Below are 25,732 nucleotides of genomic sequence, written 5' to 3' on the forward strand. Positions count from 1 at the left end.
ACTACACCGTTCTGCCCGCCGGAAGTGGCCGGTAGTGTCACGGTTGATCCCAATACTGCATCAACCAAGGCTCAAGCCGTCGCTGTCGGCGATCAGCGATGCCGCATAACCTTTATACGCACACGTCCATCTTGCAGACGCGGAGGATCGGCAAGGGTCTGCTCCTCTCATCCGGTTGCCTCTTGCCGGTGGCGATGTAATCAGCGAGCATGCAAGAAGTATAGGGGTAGGGGGTATAGGTATGTCGCATATTCATGAACACAAAGATGAACTGCTCAACCGCGTCCGGCGCATTGCCGGTCAGGTTCAAGCGGTGGAAAAAGCGCTCGAAGGTGATGCCGATTGTGCCAAGACCCTGCATCTGGTCGCGGCGATTCGGGGGGCGGTCAACGGCTTGATGGAGCAATTCATCGAAGCTCACACCCGTGAGCACGTCGCGCACCCCGACCTCAGCGACGAAGCGCGCGCACAAGGTGCCGAAGACTTGCTTCAGGCTATCCGCCGTTATTCCAAATAGAGCGCCAACATCATGAATCTGACTCCACAGATTGATCGCCACAGCCACGATCACCAGTTTCTCGGCGCCTCTCACGATGAAAACGCCCGTCGCACACTTTGGGTGGTCGCGCTGACGTTTGTAATGATGATCGGCGAGATTGCCGCCGGTTATATCACTGGCTCCATGGCATTGCTGGCCGACGGTTTTCATATGGCGACCCATGCCGGCGCGTTGGGTATTGCCGCTGCGGCCTATGGTTTTGCCCGGCGCAATGCCAACAACAGGCGCTACAGCTTCGGCACCGGCAAGGTCGGTGATCTGGCCGGTTTCGCCTCGGCCATGGTGCTGGGGCTGGTATCGCTGGGCATTGCCGGCGAGTCGATCCTGCGTCTGTTCCAGCCGACCACCGTGGCGTTTGGCGAGGCGACAGTGATTGCCGTTGTGGGGCTGGCGGTCAATCTGGTTAGCGCCTTTGTGTTGATGGGCCACCACGGGCATGACCACGGCCATCATCATGACCATGCCCACGAACATGGCGGTCATCACCATCACGACAACAACCTGCGTTCAGCCTACGTTCATGTGCTGGCCGATGCATTGACTTCGGTACTGGCGATTGCCGCGTTGCTGGCTGGCCGGTATCTCGGCTGGGTCTGGCTGGATCCGGCGATGGGTATTGTCGGCGCCATCGTCATTGCCAAATGGGCGTTCAACCTGATGCGTGACAGCTCCGCTGTGTTGCTTGACGCCACCGATGAGCCGGTGGCTGCCGAAATCCGCGAGCTGCTGGAAACCTCGGGCGACGTGCGGATCAGCGATCTCCACGTCTGGCAGGTTGGCCCGCAAGCACGGGCGGCGATTGTCAGCGTGGTAGCGAGTGCAGGGGTTACCGCAGAAGCCGTTCGCGCGCGGCTGGCACCGGTGCATGAGCTGTCGCACTTGACCATCGAACTGCACAGCGCTTAATTCTTCACTTCAGTGAACAGTGGAATCCGCCCATTGAGGGAGGGGCGGTAGTGCCAGTTCAGGTGTTCCAGTTCAATGCCGTGAGTGAGAATTTCCTTCACCGTCGCACTGGCAATACTCATGGCGAGCGCTTGCCCCGGACATTGATGTCGACCGCTGCCAAAGCTCAGACTGCGGCGGTTTGGGCGATCCAGTAGAAACTGGTCTGGGTTGTCGTTCAGGGCCGGATCGCGGTTGGCCGAGGCCAGCAGCACCAGAATCACCGCGCCAGCCTCGACGCGCACACCATCGATTTCGCAGGATGCGGCGACAAAGCGCCGGGTGTTCTGTACCGACGGGTCGAAGCGCTGGAGTTCACTCAGCAAGGCTTCCACTGATTCGCCACGCAACTCGGGCTGACGATGTAACGCCAGCAGCGCATTGCCGATCAATCCCGCGCAGGCGTCAAACGTCTGCGAGCAGAGGCCGATCAGGTTGGCGATCAGGTTTTCTTCATCCCCTTCAAAGCGCTGCCTGATACCCGCAAACAAAGAACTGTTCACCGCGGGCTCGGCCAACAACTCTATGAACTGCCCGCGCAACTGTTCGGCGGCGACATGGGCAGCCGCCAGTTGCACGTCGGTGCTCAGTGGCGACAGGCACGCCGCAAAATCCGCCGTCAGCGCACTGATCGTCCGACTCTGCGCCGGAGAAAACCCGAGCAACGCCGCCACCACCGACACCGGACCGCGGAACATGGCTTTGTACAAGCCGTCCGCATCCGTGCTGAGCAGTCGTGCGTTGACTCGAGCCAGGACTTCGTTCTGATCGATCAGCCCCAGTGGCAGCTCGAATGCCGAACGTGGGCAGCGCTGGCGTTCGCCGTCGTTCATCCGCATCAGGTGGCCGAAGACCTTGCCGGCCATGCCCCGGGCAATCGCTTTGGGCACCGGCTCCAGCGCTGGCCGTACCCGGCAGTCTGGATGAGCCAATACCGCGCAGACGGCGCGAGCGCTGCTGGCGACCCACAGTCTCAGTTCGGGATCAAAGGTCAGTCCGCCCATGTTGAGTAGTTTTGCGTAGTAGGGATAAGGATCGACGTGAGTCACAGCGATGATCGGGTCCATGGTTCGCAGCCTTGTCGATGAGGAAAGTGTTGCTACTATCTGCAGTCCGTAACGGCGATGATTCGTCGGGGAGCGAAATATGCACGCAGAACATCAAGACATCGGCGTCTCGCAGGTGGCCGCCGCCATCGCCGAGCCGGCGCGGACGAAAATCCTCTGCTCGCTGATGGACGGCCAAGCTCGCACCAGCACCGAGCTGGCAGCCGTTGCTGAAGTCAGCGCCTCCACCGCCAGTGCGCACCTGGCCAAACTCAAGGACCTGGCGCTGGTGCGTCTGCATGTTCAGGGTCGCCATCGGTATTACAGCCTCGCCGACAAACGCGTCGCACAGGCGCTGGAAGCGTTGATGGTGATCAGCCAGAACGCCGCGCCAACCTTCAAGCCACACACACCCGATCGCCTGCAATTCGCCCGCACGTGCTACGACCATATGGCCGGGACACTGGCGGTGATGCTGCACGACCGTTTGCTCGAAGCGGGGTGGTTGGTGGCAACCGACGAGCAGACGTATCGCTTGAGCGACAACGGTAAGGCGCTGTTTGCGGGGTTGGGCATTGAGGTCGAGGACTTGAATGCACTGCGGCGCAAATTTGCCTGCCCGTGCCTGGACTGGAGCATGCGCCGGCCACATCTTGGCGGGTCACTGGGGGCGGCGTTGCTGCAAGCAGCGCTCAAGCGCAAGTGGGTGACGCAGGATCTGGACAGTCGGGCGTTGGCGTTGACGGCGGTGGGGCGCAAGGAAATTCGTGCGAAGTTCGGTATCGCGTTGCCGATTGAGAACAGCCAGACCAAAAGACCCCAGCCTTCGGCGGGCCGTGATCACGTGTAGAAGCTATCGCACGATGCGATCTTTTGATCTACCGACGAAGGGCACTTTTTCACCTTGAACCTGACAGGTCGACCCTATACTGTATATGCAACCAGTAAAGGGCCCGTGCCATGCAAATTATCGACAAGCTCAGCATTCTCGCCGACGCCGCCAAGTACGACGCCTCCTGCGCCAGCAGTGGCGCGCCCAAGCGCAGTTCCGAGGGCAAGAGTGGTCTGGGCTCGACCAATGGCATGGGCATTTGCCACAGCTATACGCCGGACGGGCGCTGCGTCTCGCTGCTGAAAATCCTGCTGACCAATTTCTGCCTCTACGATTGCCAGTACTGCGTCAACCGCCGCTCCAGTGATGTGCCTCGCGCGCGTTTCACGCCCGAGGAAGTCGTGGCGCTGACCATGGACTTCTACCGCCGTAACTGCGTCAGCGGGCTGTTTCTCAGCTCGGGGATCATCCGCTCGGCGGACTACACCATGGAGCAGCTGGTTCGAGTGGCCAAATTGCTCCGCGAAGAGCACGAGTTTCGCGGCTACATCCACCTCAAGACCATTCCCGAAGCTGACCCTGCATTGATCGCGGAGGCCGGGCGCTACGCTGATCGCCTGAGCGTCAACATCGAGCTGCCAACCGATGCCAGCCTGCAAATCCTCGCACCGGAGAAGCACATCGGTTCGATCAAGCAGGCGATGCAGACCATCTACACCGGCGAGCAGACCGTACTCAACGAGCCTCGTGCGCCAAAGTTCGCACCGGCCGGACAAAGCACGCAGATGATTGTCGGCGCCGATGACACCGACGACAGCACCATCCTCCATGGCGCCCAGGCCTTGTACGGTAACTTCCGGCTGCGCCGGGTCTACTACTCGGCGTTCAGTCCGATCCCCGACAGCCCGAAAAGCGTGCCACTGGCTGCACCGCCGCTGATGCGCGAGCACCGCTTGTATCAGGCTGATTTTCTGTTGCGCAGCTACGGCTACAGCGCCGGCGAGTTGCTCAAGGGGCCGGGAAACCTGGCATTGGACATCGACCCTAAACTGGCGTGGGCGCTGCAGAATCGCGAGGTATTCCCGCTGGATCTGAACAGCGCCGAACCCTCGTTGATCGCGCGTATTCCCGGCATTGGCCTGCGCACCACGGAACGTCTGGTGGAGTTGCGCCGGCAGCGGCGCATCCGTTACGAAGATGTGGCGCGCATGCGCTGTGTGCTGGCCAAGGCCAAGCCGTTCATCATCACCAGCGATTACCACCCGCAGCAGGCCGAGGTCACCAGTCAATTGCTGTATCAGCAATTGCGCGATCGGCCGATGCCGCAGCAGATGGGGTTGTGGGGATGATCAATCTCGATTGCGACGACCTGTTCGATACCTGGCGCCAGCAGGCACGCTGGCTGCTTAGCCATGAAGTCGACCCGAGTGTGGTGAGCTGGGCCAGCGAGGGCGTCAGTGATCTGTTCGCCAGTGAGCATCAAATCCCCGAAGGGCAGGGGCCGTTTCAGGCGCGAATTCCGCGTGCATTGCTCGATACGCTTGGGCAAGCCGCACAATATCGTGGCGACCAGCGCTGGAGTCTCTTGTACGAGGTGCTGTGGCGAGTCAGCCACGGTGATCGCACGGCGATGATGGCTGGGGACAAGCTGGGCAGCGAGCTACAGCGGCGGATCAAGCAAGTACGCCGCGAAGCCCATCACCTGCATGCCTTCGTGCGCTTCATCGAGCGGCCGACGGATTTGCCCGGCCCGCAATATGTGGCGTGGCACGAACCGGCGCACGACATCCTGCATAGCGCCAGCGAGCATTTCGTCGCGCGCATGGGCCGGCACCGTTGGCTGATCGCGACCCCGCGTGATGGCGTTTATTTCGATGGCGAACAACTGATCCATGAGCGCCAATGCCCGGTGGAATGGCAGCAAATGGCGCAGAACGTCGACGATCCGCACGGCGATCTGTGGTTGACCTATTACAGCCACATCTTCAACCCGGCGCGGCTGAACCCGAAAGTGATGCAGGGCCATTTGCCGGTGCGGTTCTGGAAAAACCTGCCGGAGGGGGAATTGATCCCCGGACTGATCACGCAAGCGCGGATGGGCAAGCAGCAGAATGGGCAGGCTAGCGGGATTGCCGGGCGTTCCGGGAAACGGATTGCGCTTAAATAAAAGATCGCAGCCTTCGGCAGCTCCTGCAGGGAAGCGTGAACACCCGATACACAAATGTCCCAAGCATACTGAGTCACTGTAGGAGCTGCCGAAGGCTCGGGCCGCGATCGGACGATCTTTTGATCTCGCTTTAAATAAAAAGCCCCCACCGGTTTCCCGGTGGGGGCTTTTGGATATCAGCAACCGTCAGATCAAACCTTGACGATCCAGCCCGCTGGCGCTTCGATGTCGCCGGTTTGCACGCCAGTCAGCTCTTTGTAGAGTTTCTGGGTAACCGGGCCGACTTCGGTTTCGCTGTGGAACACATGCAGATGGTCGTTGTAGCTGATGCCGCCGATCGGGGTGATCACCGCCGCAGTGCCGCAGGCGCCGGCTTCCTTGAAGTCCGCCAGTTTGTCGATCAGCACATCGCCTTCAACCACTTCCAGGCCCAGACGCGTTTTCGCCAGCTCGATCAGCGACAGACGGGTGATACCCGGCAGTACCGAGGGCGAGCTCGGGGTCACGAACTTGTTGTCGTGGGTGATCCCGAAGAAGTTGGCCGAGCCGACTTCTTCGATTTTTGTGTGGGTCATCGGGTCCAGATAGATCGCGTCAGCGAAGTTGGCTTTCTTGGCTTTCGAGCCCGGCATCAGGCTGGCCGCGTAGTTGCCGCCAACCTTGGCTGCACCGGTGCCTTGTGGGGCGGCGCGGTCGTAGCTGGAAATCTGGAAGTTGTGCGGGGTCAGGCCGCCCTTGAAGTAGGCGCCGACCGGGATGCAGAAGATCGAGAAGATAAACTCGGGCGCAGTGCGCACGCCGATGTTGTCACCCACGCCGATCACGAACGGACGCAGGTACAGCGCGCCACCGGTGCCGTATGGCGGAATGAAACGCTCGTTGGCACGAACCACTTCTTTGCAGGCTTCGATGAACTGCTCGGTTTCGACCATCGGCATCAGCAGACGCGCGCAGCTGCGTTGCATGCGCAGGGCGTTCTGGTCCGGGCGGAACAGGTTGATCGAACCGTCCTTGCAACGATAGGCCTTCATGCCTTCAAAGCACTGCTGACCATAGTGAAGGGCAGTCGAGCCTTCGCTGATGTGCAGCACGTTGTCTTCGGTCAGGGTGCCTTTGTCCCACTCGCCATCGCGAAAGTACGACAGATAGCGCTTGTCGGTCTTGATGTAGTCAAAACCCAGCTTGTCCCAATTGATGCTTTCGTTACCCATGACACCCTCTATCACTGAACAACCGTCGAAACGGTTCAAGGCTTCTGACGTTTTTTGGATGGGCACAACAATACTTCATTCTTGAGCGGTTTCGCAGCCCGGACTATCGGATGACAGACAGATAATTCGTGTTGCCCTCAGGAATTCGCGAGCAGGCTCGCTCCCACAGGTAGAACCCATTTCAAATGTGGCAGCGAGCCTGCTCGCGAAGGGGCCTTCATGGCCATCCGCAAAAGTCCTGAATTACAGATGCAACGCATGCCCCAAAGCACGCAACGCCGCTTCCTGCACCGCTTCACCCAAGGTCGGATGCGCATGAATGGTGCCGCCGATGTCTTCCAGCCGCGCGCCCATTTCCAGGCTCTGCGCGAACGCCGTGGACAACTCCGAAACCCCGACACCCACCGCCTGCCAACCGACAATCAGATGATTGTCGCGACGCGCAACCACCCGCACGAAGCCGGTTTTCGACTCCAGGGTCATTGCCCGGCCATTGGCGGCGAACGGGAAGCTGGAAACGATGCAGTCGAGCCCGGCAGTTTTGGCCTCGTCCGGCGTCTTGCCGACCACCACCAGTTCCGGGTCGGTAAAGCACACGGCAGCGATGGCTGTTGGGTTGAATTCGCGGTTTTTGCCGCTGATCAGCTCGGCAACCATCTCGCCTTGCGCCATGGCGCGATGGGCCAGCATCGGCTCGCCGCTGAGGTCGCCGATGGCGTAGACATTGTGCATGCTGGTCTGGCAGCGGCTGTCGATCTTGATCGCCGAGCCGTTCATGTCCAGATTCAGTGCTTCGAGGTTCCAGCCCTGCGTATTAGGTTTGCGACCGACGGCCACCAGCACCTGATCGGTTTCCAGATTCAGAGTGTCGCCGTTTGGATCACGCACCTGCAAGGTACCGTCGAAACCCAGCACGCTGTGGTTCAGATACAGTTTCACGCCCAGTTGCTTCAGCGCTTCATGCACCGGTTGCGTCAGCTCAGCGTCATAGGCCGGCAGAATGCGCTCCTGCGCCTCGACCACGCTGACTTCAGCGCCAAGCTTGCGATAGGCAATGCCCAGCTCCAGACCGATATAACCACCGCCGACCACGACGAGGCGTTTCGGCACGCTTTTCGGCGCCAGCGCTTCGGTGGAGGAGATGATCGGCCCGCCAATCGGCAGGATCGGCAGGTTGACACTGGTCGAACCGGTGGCAAGTACCAGATGCTCGCACTGAATGCGCGTGTCGCCGACTTCCACGGTTTTGCCGTCGATGACTTTGGCCCAGCCGTTGATGACTTGAATCTTGTTCTTCTTCAGCAATGCGGCGACGCCGGTGGTCAGGCGATCAACAATGCCGTCCTTCCACTCGACGCTTTTGCTGATATCGAGGGTCGGCGCCGAAACGCTGATACCCAGTGCCGAATGCTGGTTGTGCTGCTGGGTCTGGTGAAACTGCTCAGCCACATGGATAAGCGCTTTCGAGGGAATGCAGCCGATGTTCAAGCAAGTGCCGCCCAGCGATTGGCCTTCGACCAGAATGGTCTGAATGCCCAGTTGCCCGGCGCGAATCGCCGTGATGTAGCCGCCGGGGCCGCCGCCAATGATCAGCAGCGTGGTGTTCAAGGTTTGCATTGCATCACTCCACAAACAGCGTTGCGGGTTGTTCGAGCAGGCCGCGAATGGCCTGGATGAAGAGCGCCGCGTCCATGCCATCGACCACGCGGTGATCGAAGGAGCTGGAGAGGTTCATCATCTTGCGGATCACTACCTGGCCTTTGACGACCATCGGACGTTCGACGATTTTGTTGACGCCGACGATTGCCACCTCCGGCAGATTCAGCACCGGCGTGCTGACGATGCCGCCCAGCGCACCGAGGCTGGTCAGGGTGATGCTCGAGCCGGACAGTTCATCGCGGCTGGCCTTGCCGTTGCGGGCGGCGTTGGCCAGGCGCGAGATTTCTGCCGCGCTGTCCCACAGGCTGCGCGCTTCGGCGTGACGCACCACCGGCACCATCAGGCCGACATCGCTTTGCGTGGCGACCCCGACATGCACGGCGCCGAGGCGAGTGATGACCTGGGCTTCGTCGTCGTAACGGGCGTTCATCTGCGGGAAGTCGCGCAGGGCCACCACCAGTGCGCGGACGAGGAACGGCAGCAAGGTCAACTTGCCACGGCTGGCGCCGTGTTTTTCGTTCAAATGCGCGCGCAGTTCTTCAATCGCGGTGACGTCGATTTCTTCGACGTAGCTGAAGTGCGCGGCACGTTGCGTGGCGTCTTGCATGCGTTGGGCGATCTTGCGGCGCATGCCGATCACTTGAATCTGTTCTTCGTCGTTGCGCTGGGCATAAGCGGCGGCGACTGGCGCTTGAGCGTTGGATTGACCTTGCGCCAGATAGGCATCGAGGTCTTCGTGCAATACGCGACCGGCCGGGCCACTGCCACGCACCAGACGCAATTGAATGCCCAGATCCAGCGCATGTTTGCGCACGGCCGGGGAGGCCAGCGGACGCTCATTCGCCTCACGGGCAACCATCGGGCCCTGACAAACGGCAGCCGAGCGCGGTGCAGCGGCGGCGGGTTTGGTCTCTACGACAGCTTCGGCTTTCGGTGCAGCAGGTTCCTTGACAGCAACCGGAGTCGGGGCAGCCGATTCTTTCAGATTGCCCGCGCCTTCCACTTCAATGCTGATCAGCACGCTGCCGACCGCCATCACTTCACCCGGCTGACCGCCGAGCGCAATCACCTTGCCATGCACCGGCGACGGAATGTCGACCATCGCCTTGTCGGTCATGACATCGGCCAGCACCTGATCTTCAACCACCAGATCGCCAACCTTGACGTGCCATTGCGACAGTTCTACTTCTGCGATGCCTTCGCCAATGTCCGGCATCTTGATAACGTGCGTGCCCATTCAGACCTCCATGACCCGTTTCAAAGCCGCGCCCACTCGGGACGGGCCAGGGAAATACGCCCACTCTTGCGCGTGCGGGTAGGGGGTGTCCCAACCGGTGACGCGTTCGATCGGCGCTTCCAGGTGATGGAAACAGTGCTCTTGCACCAGCGACACCAACTCGGCGCCAAAACCGCAGGTGCGAGTGGCTTCGTGAACCACTACGCAGCGACCGGTTTTCTTCACCGATTTGACGATGGTTTCCAGGTCCAGCGGCCACAGGCTGCGCAGGTCGATGACTTCGGCATCGACGCCGCTCTCTTCAGCGGCCACTTGCGAGACATATACGGTGGTGCCGTAGGTCAGCACGGTCACGTCCTTGCCCGGACGGGTGATCGCGGCGACGTCCAGCGGCACGGTGTAGTAGCCGTCCGGAACCTGCGCGGCAGGGTGTTTCGACCACGGGGTTACCGGGCGGTCGTGGTGGCCGTCGAACGGGCCGTTGTACAGGCGTTTTGGTTCGAGGAAGATCACCGGGTCATCGTTTTCGATGGAGGCGATCAGCAAACCTTTGGCGTCATACGGGTTGGACGGCATGACCGTGCGCAGACCACAGACCTGAGTGAACATCGCCTCGATGCTCTGACTGTGGGTCTGGCCACCGTAGATGCCACCACCGCACGGCATGCGCAGGGTCATCGGTGCGGTGAACTCGCCAGCCGAGCGATAGCGCAGACGCGCCGCTTCGGAAATGATCTGGTCGGACGCCGGGTAGACGTAGTCGGCGAACTGGATCTCGGCCACCGGACGCAAACCGTAAGCGCCCATACCGACGGCAACGCCGACGATGCCGCTTTCGGAAATCGGTGCGTCGAACACCCGCGACGAGCCATATTTGGTCTGCAGGCCTTCGGTGCAACGGAACACGCCGCCGAAGTAACCGACGTCCTGACCGAATACCACCACGTTGTCGTCACGTTCAAGCATCACATCCATGGCCGAGCGCAGGGCCTGGATCATGGTCATGGTGGTCGTGGTCATGGCGGTTTCCAGCTGAATATTGTTGTTGTGATCGTTCATCTCAGACCCCCAACTGCTGACGCTGGCGCTTCAAGTGCTCCGGCATCTCTTTGTAGACGTCTTCGAACATGGTCGCGGCGCTTGGAATCTGGCCGCCGGCGAGGGTGCCGTACTGCTCGGCCTGTTTCTGCGCGGCAATCACTTCGGCTTCGAGTTCGGCGCTGACGGCGGCGTGTTCTTCATCGGACCAGTGGCCGATCTTGATCAGGTGCTGCTTGAGACGCGCGATCGGGTCGCCGAGCGGGAAGTGGCTCCAGTCATCGGCAGGACGATATTTCGATGGATCGTCGGAGGTCGAGTGCGGGCCGGCGCGGTAGGTGACCCATTCGATCATGGTCGGGCCGAGGTTGCGGCGGGCGCGCTCGGCAGCCCAGGCAGAAGCCGCGTAGACCGCGTAGAAGTCGTTACCATCAACACGCAGCGAGGCAATGCCGCAACCGACGCCGCGTCCGGCGAATGTGGTGGCTTCACCGCCAGCGATGGCCTGGAAGGTCGAAATCGCCCACTGATTGTTGACCACATTGAGGATCACCGGCGCCCGATAAACGTGGGCGAAGGTGAGGGCGGTGTGGAAGTCCGATTCGGCAGTGGCGCCGTCGCCGATCCAGGCCGAGGCGATTTTGGTGTCGCCCTTGATCGCCGAGGCCATGCCCCAGCCCACGCCCTGAATGAACTGGGTGGCGAGGTTGCCGGAAATGGTGAAGAAGCCGAAGTCCTTGACTGAGTACATGATCGGCAGTTGACGGCCCTTGAGCGGGTCGCGCTCGTTGGACAACAACTGGCAGATCAGGTCGACCAGCGGCACGTCGCGCGCCATCAGAATGCTTTGCTGACGGTAGGTCGGAAAACACATGTCGTCGACGTTCAACGCCAGCGCCTGGGCGCTGCCGATGGCTTCTTCGCCAAGGCTCTGCATGTAGAACGACATCTTTTTCTGACGCTGGGCGACCACCATGCGGTTGTCGTAGATACGCGTCTTGAGCATGGCGCGCATGCCCTTGCGAAGGATCTCGACCGGCACGTTTTCAGCCCATGGGCCGAGGGCGTTGCCTTGATCGTCGAGCACGCGAATCAGGCCTCGTGCCAGGTCGGCGGTGTCGGCGGGTTCAACGTCAATGGAAGGTTTGCGCACCGTACCGGCATCGGTCAGATGCAGGTAGGAAAAGTCGGTTTTGCAGCCTGGACGGCCCGAGGGTTCAGGGACGTGCAGACGCAGCGGTTCGTACGCTTGGGTCATGGCTTCTACGCTCGATCTTGTGAATTTCTTGTAGTGAGCTGGCAGTCATTCTTCGCTGGAAGAAATCTTGTCCTACAACAATCATAGGCGCGGGCAAGAAGAATATTTCTCTCTGTTTCGTTGCGCTGGAGATGATTTGCAGATAAAAAATCTGCATAAACATAAAAAACAGGTGGTTTTGTCTCATGCGCAAACTGGACCGTACCGATATCGGCATTCTCAACAGCCTTCAGGAGAATGCGCGCATCACCAACGCCGACCTCGCACGCTCGGTGAATCTGTCGCCAACGCCGTGTTTCAACCGGGTCAAGGCAATGGAAGAATTGGGCCTGATTCGCGAGCAAGTCACGCTGCTCGACGCCGATCTGCTGGGCCTGCATGTCAACGTGTTCATTCACGTCAGCCTGGAGAAGCAGGTGGAGGAGGCATTGCAGCATTTCGAGGAGGCGATTTCCGATCGCCCCGAGGTGATGGAGTGCTACCTGATGGCCGGCGACCCGGACTATCTGATCCGGGTTTTGGTGCCGTCCATCCAATCGCTGGAGCGATTCATGATGGACTTTCTGACGAAAGTGCCGGGGGTGGCGAATATCCGCTCGAGCTTTGCGCTCAAGCAGGTGCGCTATAAAACGGCGTTGCCATTGCCGGCGAATGGGTTGACGTTGGGTGTCTGAACGGCCAGATCGGACGATCTTTTGACGTTAAAGTTTGTTGATCGGAATCTTCAGATAAACCACGCCATTGTCTTCCGCCGCCGGAAAATTCCCCGCCCGCACATTTACCTGAATCGCCGGCAGCAGCAGCGTCGGCATACCCAGCCCGGCATCACGCTTGGTACGCATCTCGACGAACGCCGCTTCATCAATGCCGTCATGCACATGAATGTTGCTTTTACGCTGTTCACCGACGGTGGTCTGGCAGTGGGCCTCGCGGCCCTCTGGCGGGTAGTCGTGGCAAACGTAGAGTTTCACGCTGGCAGGGAAGGCCAGCAGTTTGTGAATCGAGTTGAACAGTTGATGGGCATTGCCGCCGGGGAAGTCGCAGCGCGCCGTGCCCACATCCGGCATGAACAGCGTGTCACCGACCAGAATCTGCTCGCCGTCGATCAAGTAGGCCATGTCCGCCGGTGTATGCCCCGGCACATGCAGCGCCGTGGCTTTGAGGTTGCCGATGGTGAATGATTCGTTCGGCGCGAACAGGTGATCGAACTGCGAGCCATCGACACAGAATTCCGGCTCGAGATTGAACAATGCCTTGAACACGTTCTGCACTTTGCTGATCGACTCGCCAATCGCGATCTTGCCCCCCAGTTCCCGGCGCAGATACGGCGCGGCGGACAGGTGATCGGCGTGGGCGTGGGTTTCCAGTAGCCATTGCACTTGCAAGTCATGTGCGCGGACAAACGCAATGATCCGATCAGCCTGAGCGGTGCAGGTGCGGCCGGCGGCGCCATCGTAGTCGAGCACCGGGTCGACGATTGCGCATTGTCCGCCGTCGGCCTCGTAAACCACGTAGCTGTAGGTCGAGGAGGCGGGGTCAAGAAAGGCTTCAATCAACGCGGTCATGGACATGAACCTGTGCAAGGGTGGAAAAGTCAGTTGCAACACTTTATGTAAAAACATAATGTTCGCAGCTTAAGTGACGTTGAAGGCATCATGCAAATGCAATCCACTCTGACCGAATGTGAAGTCGCCCAATTGCGCGCTTCGGCCTCCAAGGCCTGTTCGCTGCTCAAGGCCATGGCCAATGAAGATCGTCTGTTGATCCTCTGTCAGCTGACCCAGGGCGAGCGCAATGTCGGCGAACTGGAAAAGATGACCGGCGTGCGTCAACCGACGCTGTCCCAGCAACTGGGCATTCTGCGCGATGAGGGATTGGTCGGGACCCGTCGTGAGGGCAAATACATCTTCTACGGGCTGGCCAGTCCTGAAGTGATTCAGGTGATGAAAACATTGTCCGGCCTCTACTGTGGCGCTGTGCTCAAGAGCCTGGGTCATCAGTAAATATCCGCCAACACACCACATTCCCTGTGGGAGCTGGTTTGCCAGCGATGAGGATTTTTCATTCGATATTGATGGCGACTGACACTCCGCCATCGCTGGCAAGCCAGCTCCCACAGGTTTTGTGTATGACGGGTAACCTTGCGTGCAGCTATAAGGAACAAGCAATGAACGTTCAACACTGTGGCCCATCCATCAGTGCAGACATCGTGGTCATCGGCGGCGGCACTGCCGGTATCGCCTTCGTCGCCAGCCTGCTCAAGCGCGACCCGCACTTGAACATCACCGTCATCGAACCGAGCTCCCAACATTACTACCAACCGGCGTGGACGCTGGTCGGTGGCGGCGCTTATGACGTGAAAGACACCGTTCGACCGATGAGCAAAGTCATGCCGCGCCAGGCAACCTGGATTCAAGCGGCGGTCACCCAAATCGACGCGGACAACCGCCAACTCAGCCTCAGCGATCAACGCAGTGTCAGCTATCAAAACCTGATCGTCTGTCCCGGCCTGCGTCTGGCCTGGGAGAAAATCGAAGGCTTGAAAGACAGCCTCGGCCAGCACGGCGTCACCTCCAATTACAGTTATCAGCACGCGCAGTACACCTGGGATCAGGTGCAGAAACTGCGCGGCGGCAAGGCGCTGTTCACTCAGCCGGCAATGCCGATCAAATGTGCTGGCGCCCCACAAAAAGCGCTATACCTGTCCTGCGACCACTGGCTTAAAAGCGGCGTGCTGAACAACATCAATGTCGAATTCAATCTGGCGGGCGCCGCGTTGTTCGGCGTGGCCACGTTCGTGCCGCCGCTGATGAAATACATCGAGAAGTACAACGCGCAACTGGCGTTCAACGCGAATCTGGTCAAGGTCGACGGCCCGGCGAAAACCGCGTGGTTCGAGGTCAAGGACGCCGACGGCAACGTCACCCGCGAAGCAAAAACCTTCGATCTGTTGCACGTCGTGCCGCCGCAGGTTTCGCCGGAGTTCATTGCGCAAAGCACATTGGCCGACGCCGCTGGCTGGTGCGAAGTCAATCCGCATAGCCTGCAGCATCCGCGTTATCCCGAGGTGTTTGCACTGGGTGATATCTGTGGCACCAGCAACGCGAAAACCGCCGCGGCGGTGCGCAAGCAAGTTGTGGTGGTCGCACAAAACCTGCTGGCCCTGCGCAAGCAACAACCGCTGCCGTTGAAGTACGACGGCTACGGTTCCTGCCCGCTGACGGTGGAGAAGGGCAAGGTGATCCTCGCCGAGTTCGGTTATGCCGGTAAATTGCTGCCGACCTTTGCCCTGGACCCGACCGTGCCACGTCGTTCGGCATGGTGGTTGAAGGCAACGTTGCTGCCGTGGTTCTACTGGAACGGCATGCTTAAAGGTCGCGAATGGCTGACCAGCCTGTCCAAGGTCGATTGAGAAAACCCTATGTTGCTGGCAAGTCTGTTTGGCGTGGTGATGGGGTTGGTCCTCGGGTTGACCGGGGCCGGCGGCGGGATTCTTGCGGTACCGGCGCTGGTGCTCGGGCTCGGCTGGACGATGACGCAAGCGGCGCCAGTGGCGTTGTTTGCCGTCGGCAGTGCGGCGGCAGTCGGCGCTATCGATGGCTTGCGTCATGGTCTGGTGCGTTATCGCGCGGCGCTATTGATTGCCGCACTCGGCGCGGTGTTTTCGCCGCTGGGGATCTACTTCGCGCATCAGTTGCCGGAGAAGATCCTGATGATTCTGTTCAGCCTGCTGATGGTCATGGTGGCCTGGCGCATGTTGCGGCGCGAGCGTCAGCAAGCGGGGCCGAGTGATCATGGCCATGCCAGTTGGGGCCAGAAGAATTGCATGCTCGATGAAGAGACCGGACGCTTCGACTGGACGGCCAAATGCACTGCAACCCTGGCGGCATTGGGTGCTGTGACGGGCGTGGTTTCAGGATTGTTGGGTGTGGGTGGCGGCTTCTTGATCGTGCCGGCGTTCAAGCAGCTGACCGATGTGCAGATGCGCGGCATCGTTGCCACGTCATTGATGGTGATCAGCCTTATTTCGGCGATCGGTGTGATCGGTGCGTTTCATGCCGGGGTGCGGATCGACAGCCTGGGTGCGGCGTTCATTGTCGCCAGCGTTGTCGGCATGATCATCGGGCGCAAGCTCTGCGCAAGGGTGCCGGCACGTGCGTTGCAGGTGGGGTTTGCGAGTGTGTGTCTGGTGGTGGCGGGGTACATGTTGTTGCGGGCTTGAGGGAAACCCTGTGGCGAGGGAGCAAATCCCTCGCCACAAGTACTGCGTTACAACACCAGATGCGGCAGCCACAACGAAATCGCCGGCACGTACGTTACCAGCAGTAAAACCATGAACAGCACCGCATAGAACGGCAGCAGCGCTTTCACGGTGCTCTCGATGCTGACCTTGCCCACGGCCGAGCCGACAAACAGCACGGCGCCCACCGGCGGTGTTATCAATCCGATCCCGAGGTTGACCAGCATGATCATGCCGAACTGCACGGGGTCGACGCCAATGCCGAGAATCACCGGCATCAGGATTGGCGTGAGGATCAGGATCAGCGGCGCCATGTCCATCACTGTGCCGAGCAACAGCAGCATGACGTTGATGCACATCAGGATCACGTAGCGGTTGTCCGACAGGGTCAGGAACAGCGTGGTGATCTTCGCCGGAATCTGCATCAGGGTCATGATGTAGCCGAAGCTCGCGGCGAAACCGATCAGGATCATCACGATCGAAATCGTCCGCACGGTGCGGTGCATCAGCTTGGGCAGTTCACTCCACTTGTAGTCGCGGTAGATGAACATGGTCACGAAGAACGACCACAGTACCGCGATGGCAGCCGATTCGGTGGCAGTGAAAATCCCCGAAAGGATGCCGCCGAGGATGATCACCATCGCCATCAACCCCCACAACGCTTCGCCGCAGATTTTCAGGGCCTGGCGCATCGGGATGACTTCGCCTTTGGGATAGTCGCGTTTACGCGCGAAAATCAGGCAGAGCACCATCAGGCACGCGCTCATCAACAGGCCGGGAACCACGCCGGCCATGAACAGCGATGCGATGGACACGGTGCCGCCGGCGGCCAGCGAGTAGAGCACCGAGTTGTGGCTCGGCGGGGTCAACAGCGCTTGCACGGAGCCGCTGACGGTCACCGCCGTGGAGAAATCACGCGGGTAGCCTTTGCGCTCCATTTCCGGGATCAGCACCGACCCCACAGAAGCGGTGTCGGCTACCGACGAACCGGAAATTGCGCCGAAAAACGTCGACGCCACGATGTTGACCAGCGACAGGCCACCACGCACGAACCCGACGAGCACACCGGCAAACGCCACCAGGCGCCGGGACATGCCGCCCTCGGCCATGATCGCCCCGGCCAGAACAAAGAACGGAATCGCCAGCAGCGAGAATTTGTTCACCCCGCCCGCGACCTGGATCATCAGGGCCTGAAACGGAATGTCGATCCACCATGCGCCGATCAGCGCCGACAGCCCGAGGGCGTAGGCGACTGGCATGCCGATCAGGATCAGTACGATAAAACTGCCCAGCAGAATCAATGCGTCCATCAGGCAGCCCCTTCGTTTTCTTCAACCAGATCGAACCGCACCACGCGGCGATTGCTCTGGTCACCCAGCAAAAGTTTTTCCACGACGAAAATCAATGTCAGCGCGCCGCCAACCGGAATCGGCATGTAAGTGATGCCCACGCGCAGGGTAGGCATGGCGCTCATGAACTGGTTCCAGGTGGACAGGCACAGCTTGGTGCCCCAGATGGTCATGAACAGGCAGATGATGCCCATCAACACCTGGGAAACGATGCTCATGGTTCTGCGCATGTTCGGGTTCAGGCGATCGGTGACCATGGCCACGGCCATGTGTGCACCGGCGCGATAACTGGCGGCGGCGCCGATGAAGGTGAAAACCATCATCAGCAGGATGGCGGTGGGCTCCGGCCAGCTCGAACCGGTGCCAAGGATGTAACGGGCAAACACGCCCCAGGGGATGATCAGGGAAATGGTCAGCACCGACAGACCGGCGACCCAGATGCAGGCCATGTAGATCCGGTCATTGATGCTCAGCAGTAGATTCTTCATCGGGTTCCACCGTAACCGGGCAGGCGCTGACACCAAACGAGGTCAGCGCTGCCGGGCCTTTCATTGAGGACAGAGAGTTACTGAACGGCTTCGATGCGCTTGATCAGGTCGGCGTAAGGCGCGCCGTACTTTTCGCGGACCGAAGCGGTGGCCTCGTAGAAGGGTTTTTTGTCGACGGTGATGAACTCCACGCCGGCAGCCTTGAGTTTCTCTTCACTGCTGGTGGACTTGGCGTCCCACAACGCGCGTTCCTCGGCCTGCGCGGTTTTGGCTGCTTTCTTGACCAGTACTTGTTGATCGGGAGTCAGTTTTTCCCAGGTGATTTTCGACATCACGATGGGCTCGGGCAGAATCAGGTGACCGGTCAGGCTGTAGTACTTGGCGTTCTGGAAATGGTTGTGTTCGAGCAGGGTCGGCGGGTTGTTTTCCGCGCCGTCGATCACCCCTGTTTGCAGGGCACTGAAGATCTCGCCAGTGTCCATCGCGATGCCGTTGCCGCCCATGGCGTTGATGGTGTCGATGAACATCGGATTGCCTTGCACGCGAATCTTCATGCCCTTGAGGTCTTCGAGTTTGCGCACCGGTTTTTTGGTGTAGATGTTGCGCGTACCGCCGTCCATCCAGGCCAGGGCGACGAGACCGAATTCGGAATTGGTGATTTTGTCGAGAATTGCATCTCCGACTTCGCCGTCAATGACGGCGCGCATATGCGCCTGATCGCGGAAGATGAATGGCATGTTGAACACGTTCACATCTGGTACGACCGGGCCGACGATGCCGAGGCTGACACGTGTCATCTGGATCGCGCCGACCTGCGCCTGTTCGATGACCTCTTTCTCCGAGCCGAGCACACCGCCCGGGAAATACTTGAAGGTCAGGTCGCCATTGGTTTCCTTGGTCAGGGCATCGCCCATGCTTTTTTCGGCGACAACCGTTGGATAACCGGCGGGGTGGATGTCGGCGAATTTGATTTCCAGCGCGTGAGCGGCGCTGCTGAGGGTGAAGGCCAGCGGAAGTGCAGCGGCGAGCAAGGTGCGTTTGAAGTCCATGGGGGTGTCTCCAGTCTTGTTATTTTTGTGTTCAAGGCACAGCGGTGCAGCAGAGGCGGGTTAAAGCAAATCGTTGAAAAGAGGCTCCGGCAGGCCTTTGACGCCGGGGTTCAGGGCGAACACGCCGCCGGCCAGAGACTGCGGGTCGTGGTCATCGCCGGGGCGGATCGAAGCGACAAACAGGGTGTCCATTCGGGCGCCACCAAAGGCGCACATGGTCGGTTTCTTCACCGGCACTGGCAGCGAATAATCAAGGCGTCCATCCGGGGTGAAACGGTGGACAAGGCCGGCGTCGTTAGCGCAGATCCAGTAGCAACCGTCGGCATCGACCGCCGCGCCATCAGGGCGGCCGCAGTGCTGATTCATGTCGACGAAGACGCGACGGTTCGACGGTGTGCCGCTGGCAGTGTCGTAATCGAAAGCCCAGATCAGTTGCACGTTGGGATGCGAGTCGGACAAGTACATGGTTTTGCCATCGGGGCTGAAGCCGAGACCGTTGGGCACGATGAAACCGTCGAGTTGCGCGTCGATCACACCGGACTCGGCGGCGCCGTAGCGATAGAGCCGACCTTCGGGCGCGTTCAAACCCATGTTCAGCACCATGCTGCCCGCCCAGAAACGGCCCTGACGGTCGCAACGACCATCGTTGAGGCGCATGTCTTCGCGGCTGTGTTCGACCGTAGCGAGCAATTCGCTGTCGAGGCTGCCGTCCGCGTTCGGGTACAGCCGGAAGAAACCGGTTTCCATGCCCGCGATCCAGCCACCACGGCTGTGAGGGGCGATGCAGGCGAGCATTTGCGGGGCTTTCCAGGCGTGAACATGCCCGGTGTCGGCGCTCCAGCGTTGCAGGCCACCGTTGGGAATATCCACCCAATAGAGGGCGTTTTCCTGCGGCACCCAGACCGGGCTTTCACCGACCGCGTTGCGGGCGTCGACGATCAATTCGGCTTGCATACTCATTCCCTTGGTTCTTGTTGGAGGGGGATCAAGTGGACAGGTCAGTCACCAAACGGCCCGGCCGCAACGAAGGCGCCGCCCTGATAAATGCGCGCCGGGTCATCGGCGGCCGGCATCGGCTGTGCCTCGACTTTTTCGCGGAACACTTCAGAGCTGTCCTTGGCTTCGAAGCCGAGGTGGCTGGCCAAGCGGTTGTCCCACCAGACGTCCTTGTTGTCGGACATGCCATACACCACGGTGTGGCCGACATTCGGTGTGTACAGCGAGCGTTCGAGCAATTGGGTGAGGTCGTCGAAGCTCAGCCAGGTGTGCATCATTCGGCGATTCTGTGGCTCCGGGAACGAAGAGCCGATGCGAATGCTCACGGTCTCGATGCCGTAGCGATCGAAGTAGAAACTGGCCATGTCCTCGCCGTAGGACTTGGACAAGCCGTAGTAACCATCGGGGCGGCGGGCGGAGCTGGCGTCGAGTTGTTCGTCCTGTTTGTAGAAGCCGATGACGTGGTTGGAACTGGCGAAGATCACCCGTTTCACGCCATGCCGGCGGGCGGCTTCATAGATGTGGAAGACGCCGCAGATGTTGGCGCCGAGTATCTCTTCGAACGGCCGTTCAACGGACACACCGCCGAAATGCAGGATCGCGTCGACGCCTTCGACGAGTTGGTGCACAGCGTTTTTGTCGGCGAGATCGCACAGCACGACTTCTTCGTGATCATCCACGGCCGGGGCGAGCGCAGCGATGTCAGACAAACGCAGCACATTGGCGTAAGGCCGCAGACGTTCGCGCAAGACTTTGCCCAGGCCGCCGGCAGCACCGGTCAGCAGCAGGCGATTGAATGGGGCGCGTGAGGTAGAGGTGGACGTCATGGCAATCCCTGAACTCATTGTTATTAGGTTTGTTGTAGGTTGTCGTATGACTGCGCTGAAGTATCGGTAGGGTTTCCGGATCTTGTCAACGCGACTTTTGGTGTAAATGACGGAAGGGCTGATTGCCCGGTTCTCGCCTGACAATGCGATCCCTGTAGGAGTGAGCCTGTTCGCGATGGCGCAGTGTCTATCAACATCAATGTTGAATCTGCCGCCCTCATCGCTGGCAAGCCAGCTCCCACAGGTATCAAAGGCATGTACGATTCCTGTATTCACCACCGACACTGTGGGAGCTGGCTTGCCAGCGATGGCGGCGATTTAGGCAACATTTGCATTGATTGACATGACGCCATCGCGAGCAGGCTCGCTCCCACAGAGAAAGGGCGGATGCCTTACAACAACGATATCGGATAGCTGATAAAGATCCGGTTCTCATCGAACTCGTTGGTGCTGAAATCTCGGCGAATTGTCGCGTTGCGCCATTTCACATTGAGATTTTTCAGTGGTCCGCTCTGTACGGTGTAGGCCAGTTCCGACTCGCGTCCCCATTCCTTGCCATCGCTGGTGGTGGCGGTGTGGACGTTATCGCCGCTGATGTAGCGGTTCATCATGGTCAGACCGGGAACGCCGAGAGCGACGAAATTGTAGTCATGGCGAACCTGCCAGGAGCGTTCCTTGGCGTTGTCATAACTGGCGTTGTAACTGTCGTTGGCCAGGGTGCCGCCGCTGGTGCCGTTGACGCGCATCCATGCATCGTCGCCGCCGAGTTTCTGCAGGCCGACATAGAAGGTGTTGCCGCCGTATTTGGCCGAAAGCAGGGCGAATGCGGTTTTGTTGTCGAGATCGCCGGCCTGCGCGCTGCCGTCTTCCTTGCCGGTAAAGAAACCGAGGTTGGCGCCCAGCGTCCAGTCGCCGATTGGCTGGCTATGGCTGAGGTTGAAGTATTGCTGCTGGTAGATGTCGGTGAGTTCGGCGTACCAGACGCCGACCTGGGTGCGCTTGTCGTTGAAGGCATATTCACCACCGCCGAAGTTGAACCGGTCGGAGGTGAATGCGCCGCGGCCGTTCATCGACATGTCTTCCATGCTCGCGTCGTTGCGCGGACTGTTGCCGCGGAACTGGCCGCCGTACAGGCTCAAGCCGTTGATCTCGGTGGATGTGATCTGGCCACCGCGAAAGGTTTGCGGCAGGGAGCGGCCATCGTCGGAACGCAGGATCGGCAGCACCGGCATCCACTCGCCGACCTTCAATTCGGTCTTCGACACCTTGGCTTTCAATGCCACACCGAGGCGACCGAAATTGTCTGCCGGGCGCCCGTCATCGTGGATCGGCAGCAGCTGTGTACCGCCAGTGCCTTTGCCACCATCGAGCTTTTGCGAGTACAGCCCGAGCATGTCTATGCCGAAACCCACGGTGCCTTGGGTGAAGCCGGACCTGGCATCGAGGATGAAGCTCTGCGTCCACTCTTCAGCCTTGCCCTGCGCATTGTTCGGGTTGGTGAAGTTGCGGTTGAAGTAGGCGTTGCGCAGGTTCAGCGTGGCTTTGCTGTCTTCGAGAAAGCCTTCGGCGGCGGCGCTCATGGGCAAGGCGAGAACAAGACTGCTGCAGCCGATCAGGCTAAGGGTGGCACGAGGACAAGTGACGCTAAAGCGGGAAGGGCGGACGGAATTGCGGGCGATTGTGCTCACTGTGACGCTCCCAGGATCATTGTTGTTTTTATTATTGTTATACGTCGTCGTACAACATAGGGGCGGATATTTCCTAGGTTTCACTGGAAAGTCAACAGGAAGTTATACGATGACTCGTTCGAGGTAAAAATCGCCCATTCAACATAGAACCCTGTGGGAGCTGGCTTGCCAGCGATAGCGGTGGGTCAGTACACAAAGATGCCGGATCTGCCGGCCTCATCGCTGGCAAGCCAGCTCCCACAGGGTTTTTTGTTGTACATGGAATGTGCTGTCTGCGGTTTTGCGGCAAACTTCGTTCATCTCCCGCACAAGGCTTTTCAATGGATCAATACGCCCCGCGCAACTGGCAGCCTCACGAGAAGCCCAGTTTGCCCGGCTCCCCCTCGACGCCATTGCACTCCAATCCCAAGCGACTGGCCTATGCGCTGGTGGGTTTGCTGGTGGCGTTGACCGGCGGTTTGGGCAATTCGCTGGTGGTCGCCAACCTGATTTACCTGCAGGGCGCGCTCGGTGCGACCACGGCGGAGATGGCCTGGCTGCCGGCGGCGTATGTGATGACCAACGTGTCGATGAACCTGCTGCTGGTGAAGTTTCGTCAGCAGTTCGGTTTGCGTGCGTTCACCGAGGTGTTTCTGGTGCTGTATGCGCTGGTGACCTTCGGCCATTTATTCGTCAACGATCTGAACTCGGCAGTGGCGGTGCGTGCGGCGCACGGTATGGTCGGTGCGGCGTTGAGCTCCTTGGGTTTGTATTACATGGTCCAGGCGTTTCCGGCGAAATGGCGGATGAAAGCACTGGTGCTCGGCCTCGGCAGCTCGCAGTTGGCTTTGCCGCTGGCGCGATTGTTTTCCGAAGATTTGTTGCAGATTGCCGAATGGCGCGGGCTGTACCTGTTCGAATTGGGCATGGCACTGCTGTCGCTGGGTTGTGTTTTGCTGCTCAAGCTGCCGCCCGGAGACCGCTTCAAGACTTTCGAAAAACTCGACTTTCTCACCTTCGCGATTCTGGCCAGCGGTGTGGCGCTGCTCTGCGCGGTGCTGTCGCTGGGGCGGATCGACTGGTGGCTGGAGGCCGACTGGCTCGGCGTCGCCCTGGCCGGTTCGATCGCGTTGATCCTCACCGGCCTGGCCATTGAACACAACCGCAGCAACCCGTTGTTGATGACACGCTGGCTCGGCAGCGGGGTGATGATTCGTCTGGCGCTGGCGGTCATCCTGATTCGCATGGTCACCTCGGAGCAATCCACCGGTGCGGTCGGCTTCATGCAAAACCTCAACATGAGCAGCCAGCAGTTACACAGCCTCTACGTGGTGATGATGATCGGCAGCGTCGCCGGGTTGTTGACCAGTGCGCTGACGATCAACCCGAAACACCTGCTCATGCCGCTGATTATTTCGCTGGCATTGATGGCCACAGGCTCGGTGATGGACAGTTTCTCCAACAACCTGACCCGCCCTGAAAACCTGTATTTCAGCCAGTTTTTGCTGGCGTTCGGCAGTACCTTTTTCCTCGGTCCGACCATGGTCCTCGGCACCCGTAATGTGCTGACCAATCCACGCAATCTGGTGAGTTTTTCCGTGCTGTTCGGTATCTGCAATAACCTCGGCGGCCTGATCGGCGCGGCGCTGCTCGGCACCTTTCAGATCGTCCGGGAAAAATTTCATTCCAGCCACATCGTCGAGCACCTGACGTTGTCTGATCCGTTAGTGGCCGCGCGGGTGCAGAGCGGCGGCTCGGCGTACGGCTCGCTACTGGCCGACCCGAGCCTGCGCAATCTGGCCGGGATTCGCAGCCTGGCCAATGCCGCGACGCGCGAAGCCAACGTGCTGGCCTATAACGATGTGTTCATGCTTATCGCGGTGATCGCTGTGCTGACCATGATCTGGATTTCCATTCGCGCACTGTGGCTGATGAGCACCACCAAAGCCGTCGCCCCTGCGCCTCCCGTATCTTCCAGCGGTGCCACAACTTCATGACCGAACCGACCACCACAACCACCAATGCCATCGCCGCCACCCCGGAAGGCGTGGCGCCGCCATCCTCGCCAGGCACCGAACCGCGTTCACTGCGGGTACGGATCATCTCGTCATTGGGTTTTGCCGCGGTTGCCATCGTCGGCGTATTGATCGTGCTGTATGCCTGGCAATTGCCGCCGTTCAGCAGTGCCGTCGAGACCACCGAAAACGCCCTGGTGCGCGGGCAGGTGACGATCATTGGCCCCCAGCTTGCGGGCTATGTTTATGAAGTGCCGGTGCAGGATTTCCAGTTCGTGAAGGCCGGTGATTTGCTCGTACGTCTGGATGACCGCATCTATCAGCAACGCCTCGACCAATCGCTGGCGCAACTGGCGGTGCAGAAAGCCGCCCTGGCCAACGTGGTGCAGCAACGCAACAGCGCCGAAGCGACGATCAAGTTGCGTCAGGCAGTGGTCGCCGACAGCGAAGCGCAGTTACGCAAAAGTGCGGCCGATCTGCGCCGTAACAAGGAACTGGTGAGAGACGGCTCGGTGTCCAAACGAGAAATGGACGTGGCACTGGCGGCCGACGCGCAAAGTATCGCGGCCGCCGCCCAGGCCAAGGCCAATCTGGAAATCGCCCGTCAGGACCTGCAAACGGTGATCGTCAATCGCGGCTCACTCGAGGCCGCTGTCGCCAGCGCCGACGCCGCCGTGCAACTGGCGCGGATCGACCTGTCGAACACGCGCATCGTCGCCCCGCGCGACGGCCAGCTCGGGCAGATCGGCGTGCGTCTCGGCGCTTACGTCAACTCCGGCGCGCAGTTGATGGCATTGGTGCCGAACCAGAAATGGGTGATCGCCAACATGAAGGAAACCCAGATGAATAACGTGCGGGTCGGGCAACCGGTGCACTTCACCGTCGACGGGTTGAACCACCGCAAATTCACCGGGCATGTGCAGCATATTTCGCCGGGCACCGGTTCTGAATTTGCCTTGTTGCAGGCGGACAATGCGACAGGCAATTTCGTCAAAATCGCCCAGCGAGTGCCGGTGCGCATCACCATTGATCCCGATCAGCAGGAAGAAGAACGATTGCGGCCGGGGATGTCGGTGGTGGTAAGTATTGATACGGCGGCGGGGGATACCCAGCCGCATTGACCAACAGTCTTCGAAAACGTTGTTGTCA

24 protein-coding genes are annotated in these 25,732 nt (G+C 59.9%); 11 read left to right on the forward strand and 13 right to left on the reverse strand.

Annotated elements, in window-relative coordinates:
- The first annotated feature begins 241 nt into the window (after window positions 1-241).
- Both AB4P97_RS06725 and dmeF read left to right on the forward strand, forming a co-directional pair.
- Window positions 242-517, forward strand: coding sequence for a metal/formaldehyde-sensitive transcriptional repressor (locus AB4P97_RS06725; protein ID WP_042559693.1), 276 nt, complete (start codon window positions 242-244; stop codon window positions 515-517).
- A 12-nt stretch (window positions 518-529) separates the two neighbouring features.
- Window positions 530-1,465 carry a CDF family Co(II)/Ni(II) efflux transporter DmeF gene (gene dmeF / locus AB4P97_RS06730; protein ID WP_042559692.1) on the forward strand — a complete coding sequence of 312 codons (936 nt, stop codon included), beginning with the start codon at window positions 530-532 and terminating at the stop codon, window positions 1,463-1,465.
- On the opposite strand, the gene AB4P97_RS06735 is transcribed toward dmeF, so the two are convergent.
- Window positions 1,462-2,571, reverse strand: coding sequence for a cytochrome P450 (locus tag AB4P97_RS06735; protein ID WP_042559691.1), 1,110 nt, complete (start codon window positions 2,569-2,571; stop codon window positions 1,462-1,464). The genes dmeF and AB4P97_RS06735 overlap by 4 nt on opposite strands.
- A 79-nt stretch (window positions 2,572-2,650) precedes the next feature.
- Between AB4P97_RS06735 and AB4P97_RS06740 the strand changes: the two genes are divergently transcribed.
- From AB4P97_RS06740 to AB4P97_RS06750, 3 genes are all read left to right on the forward strand, one after another.
- The gene (locus AB4P97_RS06740; protein ID WP_042559690.1) at window positions 2,651-3,400 is read left to right on the forward strand and encodes a helix-turn-helix transcriptional regulator; all 750 of its coding nucleotides are present in this window, start codon (window positions 2,651-2,653) and stop codon (window positions 3,398-3,400) included.
- Between the two features lie 110 nt (window positions 3,401-3,510).
- A complete protein-coding gene (locus tag AB4P97_RS06745) occupies window positions 3,511-4,731 on the forward strand; it encodes a putative DNA modification/repair radical SAM protein (protein WP_042559689.1) in 1,221 nt (406 codons plus the stop codon).
- Entirely contained in the window at window positions 4,728-5,549 is an 822-nt protein-coding gene (locus AB4P97_RS06750) for a TIGR03915 family putative DNA repair protein (protein WP_042559688.1), read from the forward strand. The genes AB4P97_RS06745 and AB4P97_RS06750 overlap by 4 nt, the downstream gene beginning before the upstream one ends.
- Window positions 5,550-5,740: 191 nt before the next feature.
- Here AB4P97_RS06750 and AB4P97_RS06755 read toward each other — a convergent pair whose 3' ends face one another.
- From AB4P97_RS06755 to AB4P97_RS06775, 5 genes are all read right to left on the reverse strand, one after another.
- On the reverse strand, window positions 5,741-6,760 hold the full coding sequence (locus AB4P97_RS06755; RefSeq protein ID WP_042559687.1) for a branched-chain amino acid aminotransferase: 1,020 nt from the start codon (window positions 6,758-6,760) through the stop codon (window positions 5,741-5,743).
- 243 nt (window positions 6,761-7,003) lie between these two features.
- Window positions 7,004-8,377: a dihydrolipoyl dehydrogenase gene (lpdA, locus tag AB4P97_RS06760; RefSeq protein WP_042559686.1), complete on the reverse strand. Its 1,374-nt coding sequence runs from the start codon at window positions 8,375-8,377 to the stop codon at window positions 7,004-7,006.
- A gap of 4 nt (window positions 8,378-8,381) precedes the next feature.
- The gene (locus tag AB4P97_RS06765) at window positions 8,382-9,656 is read right to left on the reverse strand and encodes a dihydrolipoamide acetyltransferase family protein (protein WP_042559685.1); all 1,275 of its coding nucleotides are present in this window, start codon (window positions 9,654-9,656) and stop codon (window positions 8,382-8,384) included.
- Window positions 9,657-10,715 carry an alpha-ketoacid dehydrogenase subunit beta gene (locus tag AB4P97_RS06770; RefSeq protein WP_042559684.1) on the reverse strand — a complete coding sequence of 353 codons (1,059 nt, stop codon included), beginning with the start codon at window positions 10,713-10,715 and terminating at the stop codon, window positions 9,657-9,659. It abuts the gene before it with no gap.
- 1 nt (window position 10,716) lies between these two features.
- Window positions 10,717-11,952 carry a 3-methyl-2-oxobutanoate dehydrogenase (2-methylpropanoyl-transferring) subunit alpha gene (locus AB4P97_RS06775; protein ID WP_042559683.1) on the reverse strand — a complete coding sequence of 412 codons (1,236 nt, stop codon included), beginning with the start codon at window positions 11,950-11,952 and terminating at the stop codon, window positions 10,717-10,719.
- A 185-nt stretch (window positions 11,953-12,137) separates the two neighbouring features.
- Here AB4P97_RS06775 and bkdR point away from each other — a divergent pair, with 185 nt between their 5' ends.
- Complete coding sequence (gene bkdR, locus AB4P97_RS06780) at window positions 12,138-12,626, forward strand: Bkd operon transcriptional regulator BkdR (protein WP_042559682.1); 489 nt, start codon at window positions 12,138-12,140, stop codon at window positions 12,624-12,626.
- 27 nt (window positions 12,627-12,653) lie between these two features.
- Here the strand turns inward: bkdR and AB4P97_RS06785 are convergent, their stop codons facing one another.
- A complete protein-coding gene (locus AB4P97_RS06785; protein WP_042559681.1) occupies window positions 12,654-13,517 on the reverse strand; it encodes an MBL fold metallo-hydrolase in 864 nt (287 codons plus the stop codon).
- Window positions 13,518-13,613: 96 nt separating this feature from the next.
- Here AB4P97_RS06785 and AB4P97_RS06790 point away from each other — a divergent pair, with 96 nt between their 5' ends.
- The 3 genes from AB4P97_RS06790 (at window position 13,614) to AB4P97_RS06800 (ending at window position 16,174) form a co-directional block, all read left to right on the forward strand.
- Window positions 13,614-13,955, forward strand: a complete 342-nt coding sequence (locus tag AB4P97_RS06790) for a helix-turn-helix transcriptional regulator (RefSeq protein ID WP_042559680.1) — start codon at window positions 13,614-13,616, stop codon at window positions 13,953-13,955.
- A gap of 164 nt (window positions 13,956-14,119) precedes the next feature.
- Window positions 14,120-15,364 (forward strand): FAD/NAD(P)-binding oxidoreductase, encoded by a 1,245-nt coding sequence (locus tag AB4P97_RS06795; protein WP_042559679.1) that lies wholly within the window; start codon window positions 14,120-14,122, stop codon window positions 15,362-15,364.
- 9 nt (window positions 15,365-15,373) lie between these two features.
- Window positions 15,374-16,174: a sulfite exporter TauE/SafE family protein gene (locus AB4P97_RS06800; RefSeq protein ID WP_042559678.1), complete on the forward strand. Its 801-nt coding sequence runs from the start codon at window positions 15,374-15,376 to the stop codon at window positions 16,172-16,174.
- A gap of 47 nt (window positions 16,175-16,221) precedes the next feature.
- Here the strand turns inward: AB4P97_RS06800 and AB4P97_RS06805 are convergent, their stop codons facing one another.
- The 6 genes from AB4P97_RS06805 to AB4P97_RS06830 all read right to left on the reverse strand — a co-directional run bounded on the left by AB4P97_RS06805 (window position 16,222) and on the right by AB4P97_RS06830 (window position 22,589).
- The gene (locus AB4P97_RS06805; protein ID WP_210625005.1) at window positions 16,222-17,502 is read right to left on the reverse strand and encodes a TRAP transporter large permease; all 1,281 of its coding nucleotides are present in this window, start codon (window positions 17,500-17,502) and stop codon (window positions 16,222-16,224) included.
- Window positions 17,502-18,029, reverse strand: a complete 528-nt coding sequence (locus AB4P97_RS06810) for a TRAP transporter small permease (protein ID WP_042559676.1) — start codon at window positions 18,027-18,029, stop codon at window positions 17,502-17,504. The genes AB4P97_RS06805 and AB4P97_RS06810 overlap by 1 nt, the downstream gene beginning before the upstream one ends.
- Window positions 18,030-18,106: 77 nt before the next feature.
- Window positions 18,107-19,078 carry a TRAP transporter substrate-binding protein gene (locus AB4P97_RS06815; protein ID WP_395602287.1) on the reverse strand — a complete coding sequence of 324 codons (972 nt, stop codon included), beginning with the start codon at window positions 19,076-19,078 and terminating at the stop codon, window positions 18,107-18,109.
- A gap of 60 nt (window positions 19,079-19,138) precedes the next feature.
- Window positions 19,139-20,032, reverse strand: coding sequence for an SMP-30/gluconolactonase/LRE family protein (locus AB4P97_RS06820; protein ID WP_395602913.1), 894 nt, complete (start codon window positions 20,030-20,032; stop codon window positions 19,139-19,141).
- A gap of 44 nt (window positions 20,033-20,076) precedes the next feature.
- Window positions 20,077-20,901 (reverse strand): NAD(P)-dependent oxidoreductase, encoded by an 825-nt coding sequence (locus AB4P97_RS06825; RefSeq protein WP_047300619.1) that lies wholly within the window; start codon window positions 20,899-20,901, stop codon window positions 20,077-20,079.
- Between the two features lie 392 nt (window positions 20,902-21,293).
- Window positions 21,294-22,589 (reverse strand): OprD family porin, encoded by a 1,296-nt coding sequence (locus AB4P97_RS06830; RefSeq protein ID WP_261736827.1) that lies wholly within the window; start codon window positions 22,587-22,589, stop codon window positions 21,294-21,296.
- A 320-nt stretch (window positions 22,590-22,909) separates the two neighbouring features.
- Here AB4P97_RS06830 and AB4P97_RS06835 point away from each other — a divergent pair, with 320 nt between their 5' ends.
- Both AB4P97_RS06835 and AB4P97_RS06840 read left to right on the forward strand, forming a co-directional pair.
- Window positions 22,910-24,565: an MFS transporter gene (locus tag AB4P97_RS06835; RefSeq protein ID WP_042559670.1), complete on the forward strand. Its 1,656-nt coding sequence runs from the start codon at window positions 22,910-22,912 to the stop codon at window positions 24,563-24,565.
- Window positions 24,562-25,704 carry an HlyD family secretion protein gene (locus tag AB4P97_RS06840; RefSeq protein WP_395602288.1) on the forward strand — a complete coding sequence of 381 codons (1,143 nt, stop codon included), beginning with the start codon at window positions 24,562-24,564 and terminating at the stop codon, window positions 25,702-25,704. Before AB4P97_RS06835 ends, AB4P97_RS06840 begins: the two co-directional genes overlap by 4 nt.
- The last annotated feature ends 28 nt before the right edge of the window (window positions 25,705-25,732 follow it).

This window comes from Pseudomonas sp. A1230, assembly GCF_044218825.1.
GTDB classification, from domain to species: domain Bacteria; phylum Pseudomonadota; class Gammaproteobacteria; order Pseudomonadales; family Pseudomonadaceae; genus Aquipseudomonas; species Aquipseudomonas iridis.

Bases quoted from the DNA above. Each gene is read 5' to 3' on its own strand.
- lpdA (WP_042559686.1), bottom strand. From the start codon at position 8,377: ATGCAAACCTTGAACACCACGCTGCTGATCATTGGCGGCGGCCCCGGC.
- AB4P97_RS06840 (WP_395602288.1), top strand. From the start codon at position 24,562: ATGACCGAACCGACCACCACAACCACCAATGCCATCGCCGCCACCCCG.
- AB4P97_RS06735 (WP_042559691.1), bottom strand. From the start codon at position 2,571: ATGGACCCGATCATCGCTGTGACTCACGTCGATCCTTATCCCTACTAC.
- AB4P97_RS06775 (WP_042559683.1), bottom strand. From the start codon at position 11,952: ATGACCCAAGCGTACGAACCGCTGCGTCTGCACGTCCCTGAACCCTCG.
- AB4P97_RS06795 (WP_042559679.1), top strand. From the start codon at position 14,120: ATGAACGTTCAACACTGTGGCCCATCCATCAGTGCAGACATCGTGGTC.
- AB4P97_RS06810 (WP_042559676.1), bottom strand. From the start codon at position 18,029: ATGAAGAATCTACTGCTGAGCATCAATGACCGGATCTACATGGCCTGC.
- AB4P97_RS06815 (WP_395602287.1), bottom strand. From the start codon at position 19,078: ATGGACTTCAAACGCACCTTGCTCGCCGCTGCACTTCCGCTGGCCTTC.
- dmeF (WP_042559692.1), top strand. From the start codon at position 530: ATGAATCTGACTCCACAGATTGATCGCCACAGCCACGATCACCAGTTT.
- AB4P97_RS06785 (WP_042559681.1), bottom strand. From the start codon at position 13,517: ATGACCGCGTTGATTGAAGCCTTTCTTGACCCCGCCTCCTCGACCTAC.
- AB4P97_RS06750 (WP_042559688.1), top strand. From the start codon at position 4,728: ATGATCAATCTCGATTGCGACGACCTGTTCGATACCTGGCGCCAGCAG.
- AB4P97_RS06790 (WP_042559680.1), top strand. From the start codon at position 13,614: ATGCAATCCACTCTGACCGAATGTGAAGTCGCCCAATTGCGCGCTTCG.
- AB4P97_RS06740 (WP_042559690.1), top strand. From the start codon at position 2,651: ATGCACGCAGAACATCAAGACATCGGCGTCTCGCAGGTGGCCGCCGCC.
- AB4P97_RS06835 (WP_042559670.1), top strand. From the start codon at position 22,910: ATGGATCAATACGCCCCGCGCAACTGGCAGCCTCACGAGAAGCCCAGT.
- AB4P97_RS06825 (WP_047300619.1), bottom strand. From the start codon at position 20,901: ATGACGTCCACCTCTACCTCACGCGCCCCATTCAATCGCCTGCTGCTG.
- AB4P97_RS06755 (WP_042559687.1), bottom strand. From the start codon at position 6,760: ATGGGTAACGAAAGCATCAATTGGGACAAGCTGGGTTTTGACTACATC.
- AB4P97_RS06725 (WP_042559693.1), top strand. From the start codon at position 242: ATGTCGCATATTCATGAACACAAAGATGAACTGCTCAACCGCGTCCGG.
- AB4P97_RS06805 (WP_210625005.1), bottom strand. From the start codon at position 17,502: ATGGACGCATTGATTCTGCTGGGCAGTTTTATCGTACTGATCCTGATC.
- AB4P97_RS06800 (WP_042559678.1), top strand. From the start codon at position 15,374: ATGTTGCTGGCAAGTCTGTTTGGCGTGGTGATGGGGTTGGTCCTCGGG.
- AB4P97_RS06765 (WP_042559685.1), bottom strand. From the start codon at position 9,656: ATGGGCACGCACGTTATCAAGATGCCGGACATTGGCGAAGGCATCGCA.
- AB4P97_RS06745 (WP_042559689.1), top strand. From the start codon at position 3,511: ATGCAAATTATCGACAAGCTCAGCATTCTCGCCGACGCCGCCAAGTAC.
- bkdR (WP_042559682.1), top strand. From the start codon at position 12,138: ATGCGCAAACTGGACCGTACCGATATCGGCATTCTCAACAGCCTTCAG.
- AB4P97_RS06770 (WP_042559684.1), bottom strand. From the start codon at position 10,715: ATGAACGATCACAACAACAATATTCAGCTGGAAACCGCCATGACCACG.
- AB4P97_RS06820 (WP_395602913.1), bottom strand. From the start codon at position 20,032: ATGCAAGCCGAATTGATCGTCGACGCCCGCAACGCGGTCGGTGAAAGC.